Raw genomic sequence first — 21555 nt, 5'->3', positions numbered from 1 at the left:
CGACCCGATACGCAAGGAGGCTCTCATGGCTCTCAGGAACGTGACCGACGAATCCTTCGAAGCGGACGTCCTCAAGAGCGACAAGCCCGTCCTCGTCGATTTCTGGGCGGCCTGGTGCGGCCCCTGCCGCCAGTTGGCGCCTTCGCTGGAAGCGATCGCGGCTGAGCACGGCGAGAAGATCGAAATCGTCAAGCTCAACATCGACGAGAACCCGGCCACGGCAGCCAAGTATGGCGTGATGTCGATTCCGACGATGAACCTTTACATCAGCGGCGAGGTCGCCAAGACCATCGTCGGGGCCAAGCCGAAGGCCGCGCTCGAACGCGACCTCGGCGACATCATCGCCTGACCCGGGCCCCCGCGTCCCGGCAGCCGCTGCCGGGACCGGGTCGCCCTCAGCTCCCAAGCCCAGGTACGGCGCCCGTCCCTGTCCGGAGGTCCACCGTGACCAGCAAACACATCGTCGCCATCGGCGGGAGCGACGCCGGCATCAGCGCCGCGCTCCGGGCCCGTGAACTCGACCCCGGGAGCGAAGTCACCGTCGTGGTCGCCGACGCTTACCCGAACTTTTCCATCTGCGGCATCCCGTACTACGTCTCGGGCGAGGTCACGCACTGGACCGATTTGGCCCACCGCACCGCCGAAGACCTCAAGGCCACCGGGATGATGGTGCGCACAAACACGCGCGCCACCTCCATCGACGTGTCCGGAAGGCGGGTTGCCCTGCGCAAACGGGACGGGCGGACCGAGCTGCTCTCCTACGATGCCCTGATCGTGGGCACCGGAGCGGTCAGCACCCGCCCTCCGATCACGGGGCTGACAGGGCCGGGCGCGCTCGGCCCGCACGACGGTGTGCACCTGCTGCACAGCATGGGCGACACCTTCCAGGTCATGCGGAGCATCGAGGAGAGGCAGCCTGCCGCGGCCGTCGTCATCGGCGCCGGATACATCGGCCTGGAGATGACCGAGGCACTGACCTCCCGCGGCATCGCCGTCACCCAGATCGAAGCCCTGCCCGAGGTACTGCCCACGGTCGACCCCGAACTCGGCGCCCTGGTGCACGACGAACTCAAGGCGCACGGCGTGGAGGTCATCACCGGCACCACAGTCTCATCCGTTAGGGCGGAGAGCCCGGGCGGCATCTTGCAGGTGAAGGCGACGGGCCCCGAAGGCACGCCGATCTTGCGGGCAGCGGACCTGGTCCTGATCGTCGTCGGTGTGAAGCCTGATACGGCACTGGCCGTGGAGGCGGGCGCACGAACCGGCGCGAAGGGTGCCATCGAGGTCGACGAGAAAATGCGGACGTCGTTGCCCGATGTCTTCGCCGCCGGCGACTGCGCGGTCACCCACCACCGGCTTCTGGGTACGACGTGGCTTCCGCTGGGCACCACCGCACACAAGCAAGGGCGGGTCGCCGGGGAGAACGCTGTGGGCGGAGACCGGCGCTTCGCAGGCAGTCTGGGTACTCAAGTCGTGAAGGTCTTCGACCTCGTTGCGGCCCGCACGGGCCTGCGCGATCACGAAGCTCTCTCAGCGGGCCGCGGTTGGATGCCGATGACGAGTGCGTCGCGTCCAGATGATCACAAGGTGTACTACCCGGGCGCGACCCCGATCGACATTCGGATCACCGGGGACAGAGAGAGCGGGCTGCTGCTGGGTGCTCAGCTCGTCGGACGGCGGAGCGCGGAAATCTCCAAGCGGGTCGACCTCTACGCCACGGCGCTGTTCCACGAAATGAAGGCCGACGCGATCAGTGACCTCGACCTGTCCTACACGCCGCCGCTCGGCTCTCCGTGGGACGCCGTCCAGGTAGCAGCGCAGAGCTGGGTACGCGAACAGCGGCCCTAATCGACAGCGGGATCCAGGATCTCCCGTACCCGCCGCAACCCCTCGTGGTTGACGGAGAACCAGGCCCAGGTGCCGCGGCGCTCCCGGTCCAGCAGCCCGGCCTCGGTCAGTTTCTTGAGGTGGTGGCTGACGGTCGGCTGCCGCAGCCCGAGGCAGTCGGTGAGGTCGCAGACACACGCCTCGCCGTTCGGTGCGCGCTCGATGAGTCGCAGCAGCTGGAGCCTGGTGGGGTCGGCGATGGCTTTGAGCATGTCGGCCAGGCGATGGGCCTCTTCACGGTCGATGAGGAGGCAGGCCAGACCGGACGAGCAGGACTGCGTGTCCGCGTCGTCCACCGCCGTCTCCGCCGCGCCCAATGTAGTGATAGCCATCTATTCACCATAAGCGCGGTTCGAGCCGTCTCCCCTGATGAAGGGCGTCTCGCGGGCGTCTGTTCACCGAGCGTTCACTTTGGCGAGAAACTACTCAATACATAGACGCTTGCCTATGATTGCTGGTGGGTGAGTACCCGAACCCTTCAGCGGAAGAGGAACGCCATGCAGGACCAAGCTCCTCTCGGCTCGGCGACGCCGCCGCTGCGCTGCACTCGCGCCGTGTTCGAACGCATCACCCGCAGGCTCTCCGCGCGTCACCGCCTGGCCTTCTCGGCGCAGACCGTCGCCAGCTACGTCGAAGAGTGCGCGCAGATGCTGGCTACGGGTGCTCGCGTCGGGACGCACCTGCCCGTACTGGTCGAACGCTTCGCGGACCAGCGGCTCGGTGCGCTGGCACGGGGTGCGGGCTTGTCGCCGAAGCCGGTCCCCGAGGTCCTCTTCGTCTGTACGGAGAACGCGGGGCGTTCACAGCTCGCGGCGGCCCTGCTGCGGCACCGGCTACAGGGGTCGGTACGTGTCCTGAGTGCTGGCTCGGAACCAGGGGCGGAGATCGCCCCGGCGGTCCGCCGGCTGCTCTCAGAAGTCGGTCTCGACAGCGGGGAGGAATTCCCCAAGCCGCTGACCCCGGAGGTGGTGACGGCCGCCGATGTGGTGGTGACGCTCGGCTGCGGAGACGCCTGCCCCGTCCTGCCCGGCCGGCGTTACCTGGACTGGGATCTGCCGGACCTCGGGGGTCTGGACATCGAGAGCGCACGGGCGGTACGGGACGCGTTGCGCGTCCGGATCGACCGGCTCGCGGAGGAGATCCTTCCGTCCCCGTGAGTGAACGCCGGCTGGTGGTTCGGGTCATCGGTCGGCCGGCAGGCACCAGGCGATCAGAGTGCGGGCCTCGGCCAGGGTGCTGGCAGTGATGATCTCCGTCAGCGTCGGCCAGTCGGTGACCCCGTACTGCCATCGGCCTTCGCCAACCGCCCGGAAGCGGATGTGTACCTTCGCCGAGTACCACTTCTTTCGGTGCAGCACGGTGCCGAGGCCGGGGATGTGGTGGCGGCCGTGGACGGCTGACCACCGGGGGCGCAGCAGTCCCCACGCCGGGAGGTCGAGGTAGGAGTCCTCCGGGGGTCCGTCAGCCTCCCGCACTTGCCCGCTCCCCTCGTAACCGCCGTCAGCGGGTCGGGGCGGGGTGCGCCGAGCTGGCTTCCGAGGCGGTGGCCGTGGTCGTGCACTCCAGGCGGTAACCCATGCCGCGGATGGCGTCGATGGTGCAGCAGCTGCCCGCGGTGTCGCGCAGTTTGTTGCGGATGCGCCTGACGTGGACGGTCAGCGTGTTGCTGTCGAGATCGTCCGAGCCCCACAGCGCCTGGGTCAGTTCGCGGCGGCTGATGACCCGGCTCGCGTGCTCCATGAGGTAGCGCAGCAGGAGGAACTCGCGCACAGGAAGGTCCAGCTGGCGCCCCCGCACGTAGACGTGGAAGCTGACGGGGTCGAGTTCGATGTCCCCGACGATCAGGGGCCCGTGAGGGTCCGCGGTGGGGGACAGCCCGGCGGTAAGCAGGGGCAGGATCTCCTCGATGCGGTAGGGCCGTGCCACGAAGGCCACCGCACCGGCGGCGAGGGCGGAGGTGGCTTCCTCTGCTCCATCGGGACCGGCGCCCACCATGACGGGGACCGGATGGAGGCGGGCGATCAGCCCGGTCACGGCTGCCGCGTCGATCACCGGGAGCGGGGCGGCGAGCAGGACGGCGTCGGGGTGTTGGACGCCGACCTGGAGGAGGGCCTCCGCGCCGTCGTGGCAGACGACGACGTGGATACCCGCGCGTTGGAAACGGCTCAGGGCTTTCGCGGCGAGCTTCTCGTCCGGTTCGGCCAGGAGCAGGCCGGGCTGCCTTCCCGCCCGGTCGCCTGCGATCTCGCGGGGCGGGGCGTTGTCCGGCGGTTGTGGCGCTTCGGGGGTCACCCGGGTAACTCCTTCACGTGTGGCGGCGCGCAAAGGGCACGGAGGGGCACGTGTGCGCTCTCAGCCGAAGCGGCCGGAGATGTAGTCCTCGGTGCGCTGGTCGGATGGGTTGGAGAAAATGCGGGCCGTCTCGTCGTACTCCACCAGCCGCCCATGGCGTTCGCCCTGGGCATCGACATCGGCGGTGAAGAAGGCGGTGCGGTGCGAAACCCGGGCGGCCTGCTGCATGTTGTGCGTGACCACGATGATCGTGAACTGCTGCGAGAGCTGTTCCATCAGGTCCTCGATCTTCGCGGTGGCGATCGGGTCCAGGGCGGAGCAGGGCTCGTCCATGAGGATCACCTCGGGCTTGACCGCGATGGTGCGGGCGATGCACAGCCGCTGCTGCTGGCCTCCGGACAGCGCCAGGGCCGAGCTCTTGAGCTTGTCCTTGACCTCGTCCCACAGCGCTGCGTGCGTAAGGGTCTCCTCGACGAGGTCGTCGAGGTTGCCCTTGAAGCCGCCCACCCGGGGGCCGTAGGCGATGTTGTCGTAGATCGACTTGGGGAACGGGTTGGGTTTCTGGAAGACCATGCCGATGCGCCGGCGTACTTCGATGGGGTCGACGTCGCGGCCGTAGAGGTCTTCCGCGTGGTAACTGACCTTGCCCTGGACGCGCGCGGTGGGCACGAGGTCGTTCATGCGGTTGAAGCAGCGCAGGACGGTGGACTTGCCACAGCCGGAGGGGCCGATCATCGCGGTGATCTGCCGGTGCCCGACGTGCATGTTGACGTCGCGGACGGCCTCGTGGCTGCCGTAGAAGACCGACAGGCTGCCGACCTCGAAGACCGGACTGGACAGGGAGGGTGCGTCACGGAAGGCGACCTGCGGGGTCCGGGTGCCGCCGGTGGTCTCGGAAGGAGGGTTCATCGCGGTCTCCTGCGAAAGGTCAACTGAAGTGCTGAGGCTAGGGGTTGCGGGCTGCATTTGGCGGTCACCAGCGGCGGGAGTAGCGGTTGCGGAGCCAGATCGCCACGGAGTTCATCGCCAGCAGGATCACCAGCAGGACCACGATGGCGGCGGAGGCGAGGGCGGTGAACTCGGACCGGGACTGGCTGATCCAGTTGAAGATCTGGATCGGCAGCACGGTGAAGGCGCTCTGCGCACCCGTCGGGTTGAACGTGATGAACGTCAGTCCGCCCAGCAGCAGCAGCGGCGCTGCCTCGCCGATGGCGCGGGACAGCGCCAGGATCGAGCCGGTGGCCATGCCGGGGACGGCTGCGGGAAGGACCTGGCGGCGCACGGTCTGCCATTGGGTCGCGCCCAGCGCCAGGGATGCCTGACGGATGGACTGTGGAACCGCCCGGATCGCCTCCCGCGAGGAGATGATCACCACTGGAAGCACCAGGAGCGAGAGGGTGAGAGAGGCCGTCAGCACGGTCTGTCCGAAGCCGAGTCCGCGAGAAATCACGCCGAGTCCCAGGATGCCGTAGACGATGGACGGAACGGCGGCGAGGTTCTGGATGTTGATCTCGATTGCCCGGTTCCACCACCGGTTCGGGTCGGCGTACTCCTCCAGGTAGATCGCCGTGAGGATGCCCGTCGGCAGGCAGTACAGGGCGGTGAACGCGATCACCCAGATCGTGCCCATGATCGCCGACTGGGCGCCCGCCTGGCCGGGATCGATGATGTCGGGGAAGTTCGTCCAGACCCTCGGGTCCAGACGCGGCCAGCCCTCGGTGATCACATAGGCGAGCAGGGAAGCCAGGAAGACGACGGCAACCGCCAGCGAGGCCCAGAGGCTGAGGTGGAAGAACCTTTCCCGCCAAGGGGTGGAGCGGCCCTTGAGGCGGGGCGCACCGGGCGTGCCGGTGGCGGCGATGCGATCGATGACGGGAGAGCTCATTCGTAGACCTCGCGGTACTTGCGCACGAGACGGATGCTGAACAGGTTCATCGCCAGCGTCATCACGAACAGCAGGGAGCCGACCGCGAAGATGGTCTGGTAGCCGATGGATCCGGTGGGCAGGTCTCCGATGCCGGCGGCGGCGATGAACGCGGTCATGGTCTGCATGCCTTCGAGCGGGTCGAAGGACAGGTTGGGACGGCCGCCCGCAGCGACGGCGACGATCATCGTCTCGCCGAGCGCGCGGGAGATGCCCAGAACGACGGCAGCCACGATGCCCGAGAGAGCGGCGGGGACCACGACCCGGGTGGAGACCTGCATCCGGGACGACCCGAGGGCGAACGCCCCGTCGCGCAGTGCGCGGGGCACGGCGCTCATGGAGTCCTCGGCGAGCGACGCGATCGTCGGGATGATCATGATGCCCATCACGAAGCCGGCCGCCAGAGCGTTGAAGACCTGCGGCCCCTCGTCGCCGGGCCAGATGTCCTGGAGCAGGGGAGTGATTGCCTTGAGCGCGAAGAAGCCGTAGACGACGGTGGGGATGCCCGCGAGGACCTCAAGCATCGGCTTGAAGATCTTCCGCACCCGGGCGTTGGCGTACTCGCTCAGGTAGATGGCCGCGCCCAGGCCCAGTGGTACGGAGACCAGCAGCGCGATGAACGTGACCATGAGCGTGCCGGTGACCAGCGGAATCACGCCGAAGGAGGACGGCTTGAACAGCGGCGCCCAGTTCGTTCCGGTGATGAAGGACCCGAAGTCGACCTTCCCGAAGAAGGTGATGGCCGGCGGGATCAGGGCGATGACGATGCCGATCGTTGTCAGCACCGAGACCAGGGAGGCGGCCACCAGTAGGACTTTGATGGCCTTCTCGCCGTAGCGCGGCTGGGACCGCTTCAGGAAGCCGGGGCCTCCTGAAGCGGCCTTCCGCCCGAGGGAGGAGGAGCTCATGACTTGTGCTGCTCCCGCAGTGTTTCGAGGTCCTTCTTCAGCTCGGTCTCCTGCTCCGCGTTCAGCGGTACGAACTGGGACTTCTCGGCGATGGTGGCGTTGTTCTCGACGTAGTACTCGACGAACGCCTCCACCTCCTTCTTGTCCAGCGAGCTGGCCTTGGGGTAGATGAACAGCGGCCTGGAGAGCGGCTTGTAGCTGCCGTCCTGCACGGTCTTGATCTCCGGTGCCACGCAGCCGTCGCCGCCGTCGATCTTCAGAGCCTTGAGCTTGTCCTTGTTCTCCTCGAAGTAGGACAGGCCGAAGTAGCCCATGCCGCCCTTGGAGCCGGACACGCCCTGAACGGTGACGTTGTCGTCCTCGCTCGGGCTGTAGTCCGTACGGGAGGCCCCTTCCTCACCGTTGATGGCGTCGGTGAAGTAGTCGAAGGTGCCCGAGTCGGTGCCGGCGCCGAACAGTTCCAGCTTCTGGTTCGGGAACTTCGGGTCGACCTGATTCCAGTTGTTCACCTTGGAGCCCGGCTCCCAGATCTTCTTCAGCTGCTCGACGGTCAGGCAGTCCGCGAAGTCGTTGTCCTTGCTCACCACAACCGACAGGCCGTCGTTGGCGACCGAGAACTCCTCGAACTTGACGCCCTTCTTCTCGCAGGCCGCCTTCTCCTCGTCCTTGATCGGACGCGAGGCGTTGGAGATGTCGGTCTCCCCGGCGCAGAACTTCTCGAAGCCGCCGCCGGTGCCGGAAGTGCCGACCGTGACCTTGACGCCCGAGTTCTCGGACTGGAACAGCTGCGCCGCCACCGTGGAGAGCGGGGCCACCGTGCTGGAGCCGTCCACCTTGATGGTGCCGGCCAGCTTGTCCCCGTCACCACTGCCTGAGGATCCTGCCTCGGCGCCGCCGCACGCGCTCGCGGCAAGCATCACAGCCGCGGTCAATGCCAGCGGAACCCTGACCCGGCGCAACGAAGTGGGAATGTTCACGTGACTCTCGATCCTCGTGTCTGCCGGCAAGTCCGGCGGGGCGATACGGATGAGGGGCGCGGTGTGCGCCGGTCGGACACTTAGATCGAAGCGCGTCTATATGAATGGACGGTGTACGGAAGGGTCCACGGCGATGAATGATAGTCAGTCATCTATATAGATGGATCATGATGAAGCGTGGTGGGCCGAACTCGGCTGCAACCCCACGGCTCACGATGGGCGTTACTCCCGCGTGGCCACTGTTGGGGCTCTGTTCACCAGTTGGCCGTTTGGCTCCAGGGTGGGCGCGTCTACCGTCGTGAATCGATGAGCGCCTATCTATTGGGTGATCATTTCCCGCCTGTACCTGCCCCACGTGGAGGACAACGTGCTTGATCAGCCCGGCGACAGCACTGCAAGATCAGGGCAGCTTCCCCTGCTTCCCTCGCACAACACCGCCCGCTCCGCGTTGACGTGCCGCTACCGGTGCGGAGACGCTTGCTCGCACGACGAACCCAACCGGTCTCTCAACACCTACTTCGGTGACATCGCCCGCCAGGCCCTCTCCCGCCGGGGCGTCCTCAAAAGCAGTGCGGTCCTCGCCCTGGGCACGGCTGCCGGTGCGGCATCCCTTACCTCGGCGGCGGCGGCCACGCCGCGCCCCGGCCGCGAACACCTCCCTCGGGGCCTGCGCTTCGAATCGGTTCCGCCGAACACCGCAGACGCCGTCACCGTGCCACCCGGATACGCGCAACAGGTCGTCATCCGCTGGGGCGACCCGATCCTCCCTGGTGCCCCGCGCTTCGACGCCCACCGGCAGAGCGTGAGGAGCCAGGCTCGCCAGTTCGGCTACAACTGCGACTACATGGCGCTCCTGGACCTGCCGCACCGGCACAGGCATCACCTGCTGGTCGTCAACCACGAGTACACCAACGAAGAGATCATGTTCTTCGACTACGACCCCGCCAATCCCACGCGCGAGCAGGTCGAGACCGCCTGGGCCGCCCACGGACTGAGCGTCGTCGTGGTCCACGGCGACCACGATTCAGGACGGCTGTGGCCGGTGACCGGCGACAGTCTCAACCGACGCATCACCGCCACCACCCCCTTCCGGCTCACCGGGCCGGCCGCAGGCAGTGACCTGCTCAAGACCAGCGCCGACCCGACCGGGCGCACCGTTCTGGGCACCCTGAACAACTGCGGCGGTGGCGTCACCCCCTGGGGCACCGTCCTGTCCGGCGAGGAGAACTTCAACCAGTACTTCGCCAACGCCGGCGCCGTCACCGAACCCTTGGCCAAGCAGCGCCTCGCCCGCTACGGCCTGCCGACCGGTACGAGCCAGCGCAAATGGGAGCGCTTCGACTCCCGCTTCGACATCGCCAGGGAGCCCAACGAGCCCAACCGGCATGGCTGGATCATCGAGGTCGACCCGTACGATCCGCAGTCCACCCCGCGCAAGCGCACGGCACTGGGCCGCTTCAAGCACGAGGCCGCCGAACCCCGCTTGACCGACGACGGCCGCGTGGCCCTCTATATGGGCGACGACGAGCGCTTCGACTACCTCTACAAGTACGTCTCGACGGACCGGGTCAAGAAGGGCACCAGCCGCTCGGCGCGTGAACACAACATGGGCCTCCTCGACGAGGGGACGCTTTACGTCGCCAAGTTCACAGGCGACTCATCGGCGGCCGAGATCGACGGCACTGGCAAACTCCCCGAAGACGGAGCCTTCGACGGCGGCGGAACGTGGATCCCGCTCGCCAGCGGCAGCCGCTCCTTCGTTCCCGGCATGACAGCCGAAGAGGTCTACATCTTCACCCGCCTCGCCGCAGACAAGGCGGGCGCCACCAAGATGGACCGTCCGGAGGATGTAGAACCGCACCCGCACACTGGCAGGCTCTACGTCGCGCTCACCAACAACTCCGACCGCGGCAAGGCAGGCAAGGCCGGCCCCGACGAGGCCAACCCCCGCTCCGGAAACAAGCACGGCCACATTCTGGAACTGGACGAGCGCCATTCCGACGCGGGAGCGACATCGTTCCGCTGGCGGCTCATGCTGGTCTGCGGCGACCCGGCCGACCCGTCGACGTACTTCGCTGGTTACGACAAGTTCGAGGTCAGCCCCATCTCCTGCCCGGACAACATCGCCTTCGACGAACACGGCAACCTGTGGCTCGCCACCGACGGCAATGCGCTCGGCTCCAACGACGGCCTGTTCGTCGTCCCCGTCAAGGGACCGCACCGCGGACTCGTCAAGCAGTTCCTCACCGTCCCCAAGGCGGCGGAGACCTGCGGCCCGATCATCACCGAGGACCGCATCCTCATCGCTGCCCAGCACCCCGGTGAAGCCGACGGCGCCACGGCAGAGAAGCCCGCGTCGGTCTGGCCCGACGGGCCGGGATCCATCCCGCGTCCGTCGGTCGTCACTGTGTGGGCCGACAGGCGTCGCAGCTGAGACAGCTGTCTGCCTGGGACATTTAGGGTCGGCCGAAGTGCACCACAGCACTCTGCGGAGAGTGTGCCACCAGCCGACCTCGGGCTGACGACGGCCACGTGACGGACGGTGTGAACGCGGTGATGATCGGCGGCAGCACGGCGGTGCTCGCCGCCGATTGCCCGTGAGAGCCGAGATGGCCGGCTACACGAGGAGGGGAGGGTGCTGTGACGCTCGATGGGAGCGGGACGTTGCGACAGGTGCGGTGGTAACGCCCGATCCGCTCTCGCCTTGGCGCTCAGACACCGGGCGGCACGGGCCGCGTCTCTGCCCGCTTCGCGCAGTGGGTTCGACAGCGGGCAACGCGGGACTCCGGCCCGACGTGCGAAGCGCCGAACGCCCCTTCGCACGTCGCACCCGGCCACCCGCCTCCCGCAGAGGCTGGGATCAAGGCGTACTTTGCGCCGCCTGCCGAGTAGTCAAAGCTGCGCGCCATCATTACGGAGAGTAATTGGATCGCTGTTTGGGGCGATGGGTCAACATGCCTAAGATCGCGGGAGGTCGCTGACTGCGAGCGGCGCGCAGCTGCCGGCGCTTCCTAGAGGGGAACGCTCGTGAAGCGGTGGTGCGGCGAACGCCGCACGGTTCCCGTTGCAGTCGGATCGAGCGGGATCCAGGCGGACGGAAACGGGGTGCTTTGTCCGTTGTTCTGGCATCGTTGCAGGTGAGAGGCGTCACTTGGATGGGTTCGAGTCCCACCCGCCCCACCAGTTTGACCCTGCGGAAACGTTCTGACCTGCGGAAACGTGAATTTCACGGCTGTTTTCCGTGCGGTACTAACCGGGTACGGTGCGGTACTGACCCGCTGTCGCAGCGTGTCAGATCACTTCAGATGCCTCTGACCTGGCCTTTTGCGGCGCTTGCCCGAGGGAGCGGAGTGGCGCGGTCCCACGGCTGCCATCTGGGCGGCGAGATGTCCTGGTGATCCACCTTTCTGGCCCCGTTGTTCTCCTGGTGGCGAAGAGGGCATCTTCGCCGGGGAGGTACTGGCGTTTGTCGGGACCCGTCGGGTCTGCCCAAACGGAGCGTGGCCCCGGCAGAGCGCCGAGGCCACGGGTGTCGGGACTGGTTCAGCTGATGGCTTGGTAGCCGGCCAGTTCTTCGGATGCGATAAGTACTGCGGTGTGTCCGGCTGTGGTGTAGTCGGCGAAGAAGCGGAGGCGTCCGGAGTTGGGTGTGGTGGCCCAGAGGTCGAACTTGCCGTTGTTCTGGGCGTCGGGTGCGGCGGTGAACTGGGGCACGGTGCTTGTGCTCCAGTTGGCTCCGATCTCGGAACGGTCGCTGACGCTGATGTCGTAGCCGTAGTCGTCCTCATGCCTGTGGAAGACGTAAAGCCCGCCGACATCTGGGCGGTCGTGGCGGACGACGAGATCGGCCTGTCCGTCGCCGTTGAAGTCGCCGGGGGCCGCGAGCGTCACCTCGTTGACCTTGGAGTCGCCTGAGGCGATGGGATCGTCGGGGCCGGCAAGGAGGACGGGGTCGCGGTCGCTGCCGAGGCGCAGATCGCGGTTGCCGTAGTAGCGCCAGATGTATTCACCGTCGTTGACGATGATGTCCGGGTAGCCGGGAACGTCTTCGGTGCCGTCGCCGTCGCCGTCGGTGTCCGTGTCGGTTCCGCCGCCGACGTCGCCGACCGCGAGGATCTGCTTGGCGCCGGTGGACCAGTGGTTGTTGGCGGGGTCGTAGACGCCCAGTTCCTGGGCCTGCTCGCCGGTGACGCAGTCGGCACGGGCGTAGCCGGTGCCGGTGTTCGGATGCATCCACAGGCGGCTGGTGGCGGATTCGCTGCGCAGCGTGATGAGGTCTTCGTAGCCATCGTGGGTCCAGTCGCCGCGGTGGCTGATCTTCGCGCCGGGGACGCCGACCGCTCTCCGGACCCACACTCATAGCTGCCCCGGCTGGCTCCCCGACCAGCCGGGGCTTTCGCGTCAGAGAGACCGGGAGCCGGATCGCTTCTTGCGGGGCGCGGGCAGTCTCAAAATCGCCCGACGGTGTCGGTTGTGGTGGCCCATTGGCCAGCGAGCCAGAGATCAGCGGTGAGGCGGGTGGTCGGACCGAAGCTGCCGACAGGACGGGGCAGCCGCCTGCTGTCACCACAGGGGACGGCCGTTTACACGCTGGCATCTGGGAGGCGCATACGCCATTTCAGACGCAGGCCTCGGTCTCGACCACCAAGCGGTCAGGACCGGCTCCTGTCTCCCATACCGGGGCCGGGCATGAGCTGCTGCGCTGTTGGGGTCAGTGAGGTGCTGCGCGTCGCTCGTAGGCCGTTACCCGCCTGCCGCGGACCTGCTCGTCGGCTACTACCGTGAAGTACGTCGTCAGCACGGAGGTCTTGAGTTTGTCCCGCTTGGCTGTCACCGGTTTTGCCACTTGAGATGCGTCTGTTACCAGCACGATTCTGTGCTGGGCAAGCATTGCGGCGCGAATCTGGTCCGGGTCTACTTCCACACCCTTGAGTGTTCCGGATTCCTCCGGGCTCTGTGCCAGAGCGATGTCCCGCAGGCCGGCAAAGGCGCTGGGTGAGACGGATTTGGTGTCCCGCCGGGCCGACGGGATGAAGAGCACTGCACTTCCAGGTTCGTTCATCAGCCGTACTTCTGACGCCGCCGCCAGGACGTCGTCCACCCGGCTTGCCGGCGAGCGTTTTGCCAGCGCCTGCGGCAGCAGCGCCATCACCGCGAGGGCGACCACTGCGGGGAGAATCCACCTCGATGCCCTCGGGAACCTGGGGGCGGCTGCTTGTACGGCCGAGCCGATGATCGAACCGATCAGCAGCGCCAGTCCCAGCAGGCTGAAGAGTATGTACCGGTCCAAGAACAGTGGCTGAATCAGGGAGAGGCCGGCCAGGCCGAGTTGTGGTACGGCCAGCAGGGGGAGTCCGACGGCCGCAACCGACAGGTGGCCCGCCCTGGGCCGATCCAGTGCGGCTCCGATGCCGCCGATCAGCAGAAGGACCGTCGGTCCGATCAGCATGTGCCAGGTCAATGGCGGGATCCATGAGACCTGTACGGACTGGCTGTGACTGAAGAGCATCAGGGGCAGTACACACGCCGTCGCGGCCGCGGAAGCGGCTGCCCAGCGTACGGATATGCGGAGCGTGGGTCGCGTCCAGAGCAGCGTGAGCAAGTGCGCCGGCAGGATCATCAGCGAGAGCCAGTTCAGCAGCCCGCACGCCAGGACCGTCCCACCGTAGGCGAACCAGTGCGGCATCTGAGTGCGCCCCTGCAGCGCGGTCACGAGCAGCAGGGTCGAGATTCCGGCTCCGGCCGCGACCAGCGCGTACGGGCGGCCCTCCTGGAGATAGAACTGCACGGCGGGGAGGAGCCCGAACGCCAGTCCCCCCGCCAGGCCCACGGAAAGTCCGGCTAGCCGGTGTCCGATGGCTGCCACGCAGGCAGCCGCCACTGCTGTGGCCAGCACCGAAGGCAACCGCAGTGTGGTGGTGCTGGGGCCGAAATATTCGAACAATCCGTGCATGAAGAGGTAATAGCAGCCATGTACGACATCGACGTTCCCCAGCATGCTCCATATCTCGGCCGTGGAGCGTTGGGCCACCTGCCAGGTGGCCGCTTCGTCCCGCCACACGCTGTCCTGCCGGGACAGTCCCCAAAGGCCGAGAGCCAGTGTCCACACCATCGGGAGCAGGCAGACGAGAACGCGGTGACGCGCGGGGGTCGTTGGGGAGTTCATCAGCGTTTTCAGACCCTCGGGTAGCGGTGCGGCGGGCGGCATGCGGTCCTGGACGGGAGCGAGGGCTTCTGTGGCGGCGGGGCGTCCCAAAGCGACGGACGGATGATGCAGCTAGTCCCCGCGATGCGCGGCCCGATGAAATCCAGCGCGCTTCAGGATGCCATCGCAGTGGCCACTGATTCCTTCTTTCTGGCCGGAATCATGCCCTATGGCTGAGACCATTCCAGTGCTTAGGTTGCTAAATAGCCAGCGTTGGCTTGAACGTGCATCTTCATTAGCTGAAAATGTCCTTCGACCCTCCGGTGAGGTCACCCCATACCCTCAACGCCAGTCGGCGCGAGCGTAGTTGTATGTATTATAAAGTTACTTTCGTCACATGCACTCAGGGTTGAGGCTGGACCGCTCTCCGTAGCAAGATCTTGTTTGTCCGCGAACAAGGTCATGATGAAAAGGGGAACATTCATGAACAAGCGCACCGGGGCTAAGGCAGCCATTGCGACAGTGGGTCTCGTCCTCGCCGCGGCCACTCCCGCGCTGGCGACCACCGTCAATGTCGGTGGGGGCACCTGGAGCTACGACCAGGGCGCCAACACGGCGTGGTCGAACTACAAGCACGCCTCGAACTACCACGCTTCTTCGGTGTCGATCGGCGGCCAGCTTTCCAGGAGCGGCTGCACGTCGCCGGGTTCGTGGTCCCTGGCCTCCGGGTCCAAGAACGGTGGCAGCATCAACTACTACTACGACCCGAGCTGCTAGTTCGTCCGGTCGAATACTGAGTTAGGGCACGTGCGAGTGGCGCCGCTCCAACATGCCTAACTCAATTTAGCTGTGAGGGCGAGTACCTCTCGCCCTCACAGCTGTTTTTTCAGCTGAGCCTATTCGGATGCGTGCTCTCCGAGCACCCTCAACCTAGGTAATAACCGATGCTGCACCGAGGTATAAGATTCGTCCACGCCGCCATATTGGCCTTCTCCGTAGTACTGAGTTTTCTGTTTCTGCGGGGGCTGGATGAGAGCACGGTTCTAGGGAACTCGGCTTTGGTCACCGTGCTCGACTCGGACGATTCGGTGAGTGCTGCTCAAGCCGTTCGACTCGTCGAGTCATTCGCGACCGAGCACGGGGTCGCGGTGGGTCGCGAAGTGCCGGATCTGAAGAACCCTGACGGGCGTCGGCATCTGTACTTGGCGACGGGCGACGCCGGCACCGTGACAGCATCATGGCTAAGTAAGGGCTATCCGGCCTTCAGTGAGAAATATGACACACGTGTGCATCCACTATCAGAGATCGGGCATCAGGATCCGCGAGGCTCGTACTACGTGTTCGGGTCTTCCGAGGCAGCCGATGCTCTGGTAGCCGGTTTGAGTGACCGCGGCATGGTCGCAAGCGTCATACACCCTCTGTCATACGAAGAGTTGTCCAAAACGTACACGGACGACCCCCTGTTTCGCGCCCTCGGAGTAGTTGCCCTCGCTGCACTGACGATGACCGGCGCGAGCGTGCTGCTCAATGTGAAGACCTACGCAGTCCTTCGAATGCAGGGCATGTCCTTCACCGGCATCCTTCTCCATGACCTGCGACAGTTGAGGGTGTCCTGGCTAATAGCAGCTGGCGTTGTGGCGACTACCACGCTGGGCTTCCTAGGCCTCTACAACGGTTTCGCCTGGCTGGGACTGTTCACGTCGGTAGCTGTTGTGATCGCCGTCCTGCTCAGCGCCCTGGTGCTCGCCACACATGCGGCCGTGCTCGCCTTGACGTACAAGGTCGACGTGCTGCCTGCCCTCAAGGGCGAACTGCCATCACGGGCGGCATCCATCAGCGTCTACCTGGTGCGTATTCCCGCTCTGCTACTCGCCCTGAGCATCGCAGGCCATGTCAGCTTCGCGGCCAGGGATGTTCTCACGCGGCAGGAGAACCGAGAGGTCTATGACACTGTCGGCGATGCAGTCTCAATTCGCCTCAATGGCGCCTTTGCAATGCAACTTGACGAATTGGACAAGCACGTGGGGCCGTGGCTACGTCAGGCCGACCAGCGCGGTGAGGTCATTGTTTCCGGACGTAGAGACCTGCAACTGTCCGTTCCCGAAGCGCATCTGCCGGCCGGTGAGATTCTTATCGTCAACGACACCTATCTTGGTGAACAGCCAGTTATCGGCATAAATGGTCGACGTTATTCTGCCACGTCCGGAAATGGTAATAGCAAGTCGAGCCAGGTCCGGGTTATCGTTCCTGAGTCTCTGACCTCGCACACGCCCGACATCACACAAGCGGCCTCTCGGATAATTGACCCGCATCTCAGTCGGAACATCCCGCTCGAAACACTCACCAGCAAAACAGGGCAACGTGTCTTCGGATACAACACCGGTACCAACGTTTACAGCGCGGCACACAGCGCGGACGAAGACAGATCATTGGTGGACGACCCGGTCCTTATCGTAGTCCCCAATGGATCATTCCTTACGAACGATGCATACGCTACATTCGCTACTCAGGGGGGCGTAGTATTTCCTGACCCCAACGACGCGTTGAATGGCATCAGGTCCCAATCCCTGCGAAACTATGTGAGCTCCGTTAGCCCGGTCGGACAAAAAGCTGCACTGGACCTCAGGGAAGCGTCGAATAAATTCCGACTGCACACATTCAACCTCATCATCGCCATGATAGTGCTGCTTGTCGCAGGTGCAGGTGTGTGCATTATTTACTCGCGGAAGAACGCCCAAAATATTTTCGTGCGACACATCAGTGGTTGGAGGTATAGTGCTACCCACCGCTTCATACTCGCTGTAGAGGTGGCAATCGCGATAATCTTTGCCAGTAGAGTGCCTTTCGAAAATTGGCAGCAGAACAGAGAATTGCGCGACCTTGCCGCGGCCGGTGCGCCTGCCCCCTTCGAGGCCGTTCACATCACTGCATTAGATACCAGCGTCATCACCGGCCTCGTCGTCTTCGAACTGGCAGCCGTGCTTCTCGCCCTCGCCTTCTTTCACCGCCGCATAATTAAAGAAGGCGCGACCGAGGGATGATGCCTTTCGTTACGGAATTCCTCACTAGTCGGAGTGCGTCGTGATCGATATAAAGAATCTATCGAAATCATTCGGAGCCCGCACCGTGTGGAGCGACATCAGCTTCACCGTTAACGGCGGTGAAATGCTGGCCCTCATCGGCCCAAGTGGATCGGGTAAGTCAACTCTCCTTAACTGTCTAGGGCTGCTCGAGCGACCGGACAAGGGGGAAATCTGTTACGAAGGGAAAGATATTACCCGATTCGGTCGGCGTGATATCCGCCGATACCGCCGCGATACCCTCGGCTACCTGTTCCAGCACTATGCCCTGATCGAGACCGCGACAGTGCAAGAGAACCTGGAAGTAGTCACCAAACTGCGGCGTTCGTCGCAGCGCCCTGCCAACACGTCCCTAGCTGAAGTACTAGACCGCGTCGGTCTGACCGGGCGGGAAGAAGAGAAGATCTCCCACCTCAGCGGAGGAGAACAGCAGCGCGTGGCTCTGGCCCGCCTCATGATTCAGCAGCCAACCGTCGTTCTCGCAGACGAGCCGACCGGCGCTCTCGACGATGCCAACAGCACGATGGTCATCGACATCCTTGAGGGCATGAGTAAGTCCGGATGCTCAGTGGTCATCGCGACCCACGACGACAGCGTCCGTAGCCGATGTGATGCGGTGTTCGCGGTACACGACTCATCTCTCGTGGGTTCGCTATAGACCCGTCAGCCCCTCCCGCGGACACCGACTACAGCCAAGCTTTGGGCGCACGGCTGTCTGAACCGTTCCGGGTTCGGTAGAGACTTCAGCTTGTGGTTGTGACCTGGGGTTTCGTGATTTCGCGGTAGTGGTTAATCTCGTATTCGACTGGTGGGATGTGCCCTATTTCACCGTGGAGTCGGCGGTGGCAGTACCAGTCGATCCACTCGGCGGTGGCGACTTCGACCTGGGAAAGCGTCTTCCATGGACGTCGGGGCTTGATCAGCTCGGTCTTGAACAGGCCGATCGTGCTCTCCATGAGGGCGTTGTCGTAGGCGTCGCCGACCGAGCCGATCGAGGCCGCGATGCCGGCGGCGTCCAGGTGCTCGGCGAGCCGGAAACTCGTATATTGGGCGAGTTCAACCGGTCGTTGCAACACCGTGCTGTTGCAGCGAGCGTAGCTGCTCTTCGAATACTTCGGCTGGGGTCTTCCAGCCGAGGGTCTTGCGGGGCCGATTATTGAGTGCGTATGCGACGGCTTCGAGGTCTTCGGCGGACCACCGCGAGAGGTCTGTGCCTTTCGGGAAGTACTGCCGCAGAAGCCCGTTCGTGTTCTCATTCGTCGGTCGCTGCCAGGGTGAATGCGGGTCAGCGAAGAACACCCGTGTCCCGCTCTCCATGGCGAACTGGGCGTGGCCGGAGAGCCAAGGCTTCGGCGTAGTCGGACTTCGTCCTTTTTGATCACGTGAGGCCGAGATGGGCGAGGGTGCGGGTATGGTCCCTGGCTGTCCGGCGGATGCCGGCGGCGATGTTGCGGACGCCGGCGAGGCGGAGGGCTCCGATCGCGAGGTTTCTGTAGGTCGCCATCGCCTGGGGCGCGTTCCCGGTCCGCAGCTGGGAGGCGTCCTCGGCGAAGGTGACGTCCCTGACGTGGTGCAGGGCCTCGACCGTCCAGTGCCCGCGAATCAGTTGGGCGAGCCGGACGGGCGGGGCCTGTTCCGCGGCGAGGCTGGTGACCGCGTAGACGGTCTTGAGGCTGATCTTCCCAGTCGTGCGATTCACGCGGCGGCGGACGATCTGGACAGCCTGGCGGGCGCCGGGGAAGAGCAGGTTGTTGACCGTGCAGACCTTCAGCCTGCGGATTTCACAGCGTCCGTGCCCGATCGTGCGGGTGCGGTCCTGGAGCGGAATCTGTTTCCAGGGAAGGGACTTGAGCTGCGTGCGGAGTTTCTTCGTGTTGCGCTTCACGATCACGATGTAATGGGCGTCCCGCCCACGCAGATAGGTGGCGTGGTCGACTTGAGTGTGCAGGGCATCGCTGGTCACGACGGTGCCGGACAGGTCAGGCAGCGTGTCCAGCAGAGGCCGGAATCGAGTGATCTCGTTGGTCTTCTCACGGACGTCCATCTGTGCGAGGACCAGCCCGCCGACGTGGTCGCAGGCGGCCAGGAGGTGGATTCTCCGGCCCTTGGCGCGAGCGGCCCCCCGCAGCGACTTCCCGTCGACGGCCAGTGCCTGCAACCCGCCCGCGTTCTGCCGCCGGCCGGCAAGCCAGATCCCGACCGCCCGGTCCAGGGCGTTTGCGTCGATCCGGGCCAGGACTCTGCGGATTGTTGTTTCCGCAGGCCAGGAGCGTTTCGGGAAGAGCGGGTCGACACGGATACCGAACCGCTCGAGGAGTTCTTCGGGGGCATCGGCCACCCATTCACTCACCGCCAGCAGCGACCTCGCACCGGCGAGGAGCGCGCAGGCGGTCAAGGCCAGCACCGCGACGAGCGGATGCCGCACTCCGCGGGGATCACGCGGGTCGGGGACCTGCGCGAGGCACTCCAGCAGGTCGGGGATCTCCCTGGGGGTGGCTCCCGGACGGGGGCCGAGTTGATCCAGGGCAGGGGGGATCAGAGATGATACGTCGGCAGGCACGGACTTCCCAGGATCACAGAGCGTAGAGAACTCCATGATTACGGGCGTCCGTGCCTGTTCTGCACCCGACCCCGCCCAATCTGGTCACCCGTCAGGAAGTAGGCGGCATCCGAAAACACCGACGCCCCGAGGCTTACGTGACCACGGAACGGCAGCCCATCAAGGCTCTGTCCACGGACCTACTCGCCCGGCCGAACTCGAACGAAGCCCTCGGTCCAATCATCCTCATCGAGCTCGCAGGGGTCGAAGTAGAAGCACTCCCCTCTCTGCCAGCCTTGGGTGAGACATCCCGCTCTGTCGGGTTAGCCTGAGAAGGCACGACAGGAGAATCGCCCCTTATGACCAGCACCGAAACGGCCGGGTCCGACCCGGCGCCGAGGCCGAAGCGCCGCAGTTTCACCTCGGAGTACAAGCTGCGGATCGTCGCCGAGTACGACGCGGCGCCCAGGAACGAGAAGGGTGCGGTCCTGCGCCGGGAACGGCTTTACCACTCGCATGTCAAGGAGTGGCGGGCCGCCCGGGATGCAGGGGCCCTGGAAAACCTGGTCGACCGCCGGACCAGCCCGGCCCGCGCGAAGAAGTCCGCCGCGGAGGTGGAGAACGAGAAGCTGCGGCAGCAGGTGGCACGGCTCGAGAAGGACCTGGCCCGGAATAAGGCCGCGCTCGAGGTGATGGGAAAAGCTTCTGCGCTCTTGGAAATGATCTCCGAGAGCGCGGACTGAGACACGTCGTCGACCCGGTGGTGGACACCGCGTTCACGGGTGTCGAGAACCAGCTGGGCATTACCGCCGCCTGCCGGCTGACCGGCCGGTCGCGGGCCACTCACTACCGCAGGCTGCGGCCCCCGCCGCAGCGGAAACCCAGGAAACCGCAAGTGCAACCCTCGGCGCTGACGGCCGAAGAGCGCTCTGCGGTACTGGAGTTGATGAACAGCGACGAGTACGCCGAACTGGCGCCCGCCCAGATCTGGGCCCGCGAGCTGGACGCCGGGCGCTACCACTGCTCGGTCTCGACGATGTATCGGATCCTGCGCGAGCAGGGCCAGTCCGGCGAACGCCGGCGGCAGGCCACCCACCCCGCCAGGGCGGTGCCCGAGCTGGTGGCCACCGCCCCGTCGCAGGTGTTCACCTGGGACATCACCAAGGCGGCCGGACCGGCCAAGGGCGTTTGGTATCACGCCTACGTCATCATCGACATCTTCAGCCGCTACATCGTCGGCCACACCGTTGAACGGGCCGAATCAGCCGAACGGGCCGAGGAGCTGATCCGCGAGACCATCGCCCGCAACGGGATCGTGCCCGACACCGTGCACGCGGACCGCGGCACCTCGATGACCTCCAAGAAGGTCTCCCAGATGCTGATCGATCTGGGGGTGACACGCTCGCACTCCCGGCCGAAGGTCTCCAACGACAACCCCTACAGCGAGGCCCAGTTCAAGACCACGAAGTACATGTCGGACTATCCCGAACGGTTCGATTCGTTGACCCACGCCCGCGAGTGGTTCGACGCCTTCATCGCGTACTACAACCACGAGCACCGGCACTCGGGCATCGGCTGGCACACGCCGGCCAGCGTGCACTTCGGGACCGCCGAGGAGGTCCGCGACCAGCGGGCCGTCACCCTCACCGGGGCCTACGCCCGTCACCCCGAACGCTTCGGCCGCCGCCCCCGACCACCCGCAATACCCCAGACCGCCTGGATCAACGACCCGGCCAAGCGACGTGAACCCGCACCACAAACCTCATAGCGCCACAACCGTCTCACTGGACTTGAAATATTCCG

At 65.3% G+C, this 21555-nt stretch carries 20 protein-coding genes and 1 pseudogene; 9 read left to right on the top strand and 12 right to left on the bottom strand.

Features of this window, described 5'->3' with window-relative positions; all coding sequences use genetic code 11:
• Nucleotides 1–25 precede the first annotated feature (25 nt).
• Together trxA and B9S57_RS21630 are read left to right on the top strand one after the other, a co-directional pair.
• Entirely contained in the window at nucleotides 26–349 is a 324-nt protein-coding gene (gene trxA, locus B9S57_RS21635; protein WP_103517222.1) for a thioredoxin, read from the top strand.
• Nucleotides 350–444: 95 nt separating this feature from the next.
• On the top strand, nucleotides 445–1848 hold the full coding sequence (locus tag B9S57_RS21630) for an FAD-dependent oxidoreductase (protein WP_103517221.1): 1404 nt from the start codon (nucleotides 445–447) through the stop codon (nucleotides 1846–1848).
• Here the strand turns inward: B9S57_RS21630 and B9S57_RS21625 are convergent.
• Nucleotides 1845–2219, bottom strand: a complete 375-nt coding sequence (locus tag B9S57_RS21625) for a helix-turn-helix transcriptional regulator (RefSeq protein ID WP_103517220.1) — start codon at nucleotides 2217–2219, stop codon at nucleotides 1845–1847. The two genes, B9S57_RS21630 and B9S57_RS21625, sit on opposite strands and share 4 nt — an antisense overlap.
• 222 nt (nucleotides 2220–2441) lie before the next feature.
• On the opposite strand from B9S57_RS21625, the gene B9S57_RS21620 reads away from it, so the two are divergent.
• Complete coding sequence (locus tag B9S57_RS21620) at nucleotides 2442–3044, top strand: three-helix bundle dimerization domain-containing protein (RefSeq protein WP_258036501.1); 603 nt, start codon at nucleotides 2442–2444, stop codon at nucleotides 3042–3044.
• A gap of 24 nt (nucleotides 3045–3068) precedes the next feature.
• Here B9S57_RS21620 and B9S57_RS21615 read toward each other — a convergent pair whose 3' ends face one another.
• The 6 genes from B9S57_RS21615 to B9S57_RS21590 all read right to left on the bottom strand — a co-directional run bounded on the left by B9S57_RS21615 (nucleotide 3069) and on the right by B9S57_RS21590 (nucleotide 7988).
• Complete coding sequence (locus B9S57_RS21615) at nucleotides 3069–3362, bottom strand: hypothetical protein (RefSeq protein ID WP_103517218.1); 294 nt, start codon at nucleotides 3360–3362, stop codon at nucleotides 3069–3071.
• 25 nt (nucleotides 3363–3387) lie between these two features.
• Nucleotides 3388–4179, bottom strand: coding sequence for a response regulator transcription factor (locus B9S57_RS21610; protein WP_258036500.1), 792 nt, complete (start codon nucleotides 4177–4179; stop codon nucleotides 3388–3390).
• 60 nt (nucleotides 4180–4239) lie between these two features.
• On the bottom strand, nucleotides 4240–5088 hold the full coding sequence (pstB, locus tag B9S57_RS21605; protein ID WP_103517217.1) for a phosphate ABC transporter ATP-binding protein PstB: 849 nt from the start codon (nucleotides 5086–5088) through the stop codon (nucleotides 4240–4242).
• 64 nt (nucleotides 5089–5152) lie between these two features.
• A complete protein-coding gene (gene pstA / locus B9S57_RS21600; RefSeq protein ID WP_103517216.1) occupies nucleotides 5153–6064 on the bottom strand; it encodes a phosphate ABC transporter permease PstA in 912 nt (303 codons plus the stop codon).
• A complete protein-coding gene (pstC, locus tag B9S57_RS21595; protein ID WP_103517215.1) occupies nucleotides 6061–7011 on the bottom strand; it encodes a phosphate ABC transporter permease subunit PstC in 951 nt (316 codons plus the stop codon). The genes pstA and pstC overlap by 4 nt, the downstream gene beginning before the upstream one ends.
• A complete protein-coding gene (locus tag B9S57_RS21590; protein WP_258036498.1) occupies nucleotides 7008–7988 on the bottom strand; it encodes a PstS family phosphate ABC transporter substrate-binding protein in 981 nt (326 codons plus the stop codon). The genes pstC and B9S57_RS21590 overlap by 4 nt, the downstream gene beginning before the upstream one ends.
• A 367-nt stretch (nucleotides 7989–8355) precedes the next feature.
• Between B9S57_RS21590 and B9S57_RS21585 the strand changes: the two genes are divergently transcribed.
• Nucleotides 8356–10422, top strand: a complete 2067-nt coding sequence (locus B9S57_RS21585) for a PhoX family phosphatase (RefSeq protein ID WP_103517238.1) — start codon at nucleotides 8356–8358, stop codon at nucleotides 10420–10422.
• A gap of 1109 nt (nucleotides 10423–11531) precedes the next feature.
• Here B9S57_RS21585 and B9S57_RS21580 read toward each other — a convergent pair.
• Together B9S57_RS21580 and B9S57_RS21575 are read right to left on the bottom strand one after the other, a co-directional pair.
• Entirely contained in the window at nucleotides 11532–12344 is an 813-nt protein-coding gene (locus B9S57_RS21580; RefSeq protein WP_103517213.1) for a VCBS repeat-containing protein, read from the bottom strand.
• Between the two features lie 355 nt (nucleotides 12345–12699).
• A complete protein-coding gene (locus B9S57_RS21575) occupies nucleotides 12700–14154 on the bottom strand; it encodes a glycosyltransferase family 39 protein (protein ID WP_103517237.1) in 1455 nt (484 codons plus the stop codon).
• A gap of 462 nt (nucleotides 14155–14616) precedes the next feature.
• On the opposite strand from B9S57_RS21575, the gene B9S57_RS21570 reads away from it, so the two are divergent.
• The 3 genes from B9S57_RS21570 to B9S57_RS21560 all read left to right on the top strand — a co-directional run bounded on the left by B9S57_RS21570 (nucleotide 14617) and on the right by B9S57_RS21560 (nucleotide 17871).
• Entirely contained in the window at nucleotides 14617–14910 is a 294-nt protein-coding gene (locus B9S57_RS21570; RefSeq protein WP_164493129.1) for a lactococcin 972 family bacteriocin, read from the top strand.
• A gap of 281 nt (nucleotides 14911–15191) precedes the next feature.
• Nucleotides 15192–17174, top strand: a complete 1983-nt coding sequence (locus B9S57_RS34220; protein WP_146057781.1) for a bacteriocin-associated integral membrane family protein — start codon at nucleotides 15192–15194, stop codon at nucleotides 17172–17174.
• A 40-nt stretch (nucleotides 17175–17214) separates the two neighbouring features.
• Nucleotides 17215–17871: an ABC transporter ATP-binding protein gene (locus B9S57_RS21560; protein ID WP_103517210.1), complete on the top strand. Its 657-nt coding sequence runs from the start codon at nucleotides 17215–17217 to the stop codon at nucleotides 17869–17871.
• An 85-nt stretch (nucleotides 17872–17956) separates the two neighbouring features.
• Here the strand turns inward: B9S57_RS21560 and B9S57_RS34560 are convergent, their stop codons facing one another.
• The 3 genes and pseudogenes from B9S57_RS34560 to B9S57_RS21545 all read right to left on the bottom strand — a co-directional run bounded on the left by B9S57_RS34560 (nucleotide 17957) and on the right by B9S57_RS21545 (nucleotide 19809).
• On the bottom strand, nucleotides 17957–18289 hold the full coding sequence (locus B9S57_RS34560) for an integrase core domain-containing protein (RefSeq protein ID WP_164493697.1): 333 nt from the start codon (nucleotides 18287–18289) through the stop codon (nucleotides 17957–17959).
• Nucleotides 18270–18554, bottom strand: a pseudogene (locus B9S57_RS21550) (IS30 family transposase); the annotation flags it as partial. The gene B9S57_RS34560 and the pseudogene B9S57_RS21550, both read right to left, overlap by 20 nt.
• Nucleotides 18555–18591: 37 nt before the next feature.
• On the bottom strand, nucleotides 18592–19809 hold the full coding sequence (locus B9S57_RS21545) for an ISAs1 family transposase (protein ID WP_103517208.1): 1218 nt from the start codon (nucleotides 19807–19809) through the stop codon (nucleotides 18592–18594).
• Nucleotides 19810–20111: 302 nt separating this feature from the next.
• On the opposite strand from B9S57_RS21545, the gene B9S57_RS21540 reads away from it, so the two are divergent.
• Together B9S57_RS21540 and B9S57_RS21535 are read left to right on the top strand one after the other, a co-directional pair.
• Entirely contained in the window at nucleotides 20112–20495 is a 384-nt protein-coding gene (locus tag B9S57_RS21540) for a transposase (protein ID WP_103517197.1), read from the top strand.
• Between the two features lie 17 nt (nucleotides 20496–20512).
• Nucleotides 20513–21520, top strand: coding sequence for an IS3 family transposase (locus B9S57_RS21535; RefSeq protein ID WP_103517196.1), 1008 nt, complete (start codon nucleotides 20513–20515; stop codon nucleotides 21518–21520).
• Nucleotides 21521–21555: the final 35 nt, after the last annotated feature.

The sequence above is a fragment of the Streptomyces sp. SM10 genome, from assembly GCF_002910915.1.
Lineage (GTDB): Bacteria > Actinomycetota > Actinomycetes > Streptomycetales > Streptomycetaceae > Streptomyces.
This window is presented reverse-complemented; position numbering and strand designations above follow the sequence as displayed.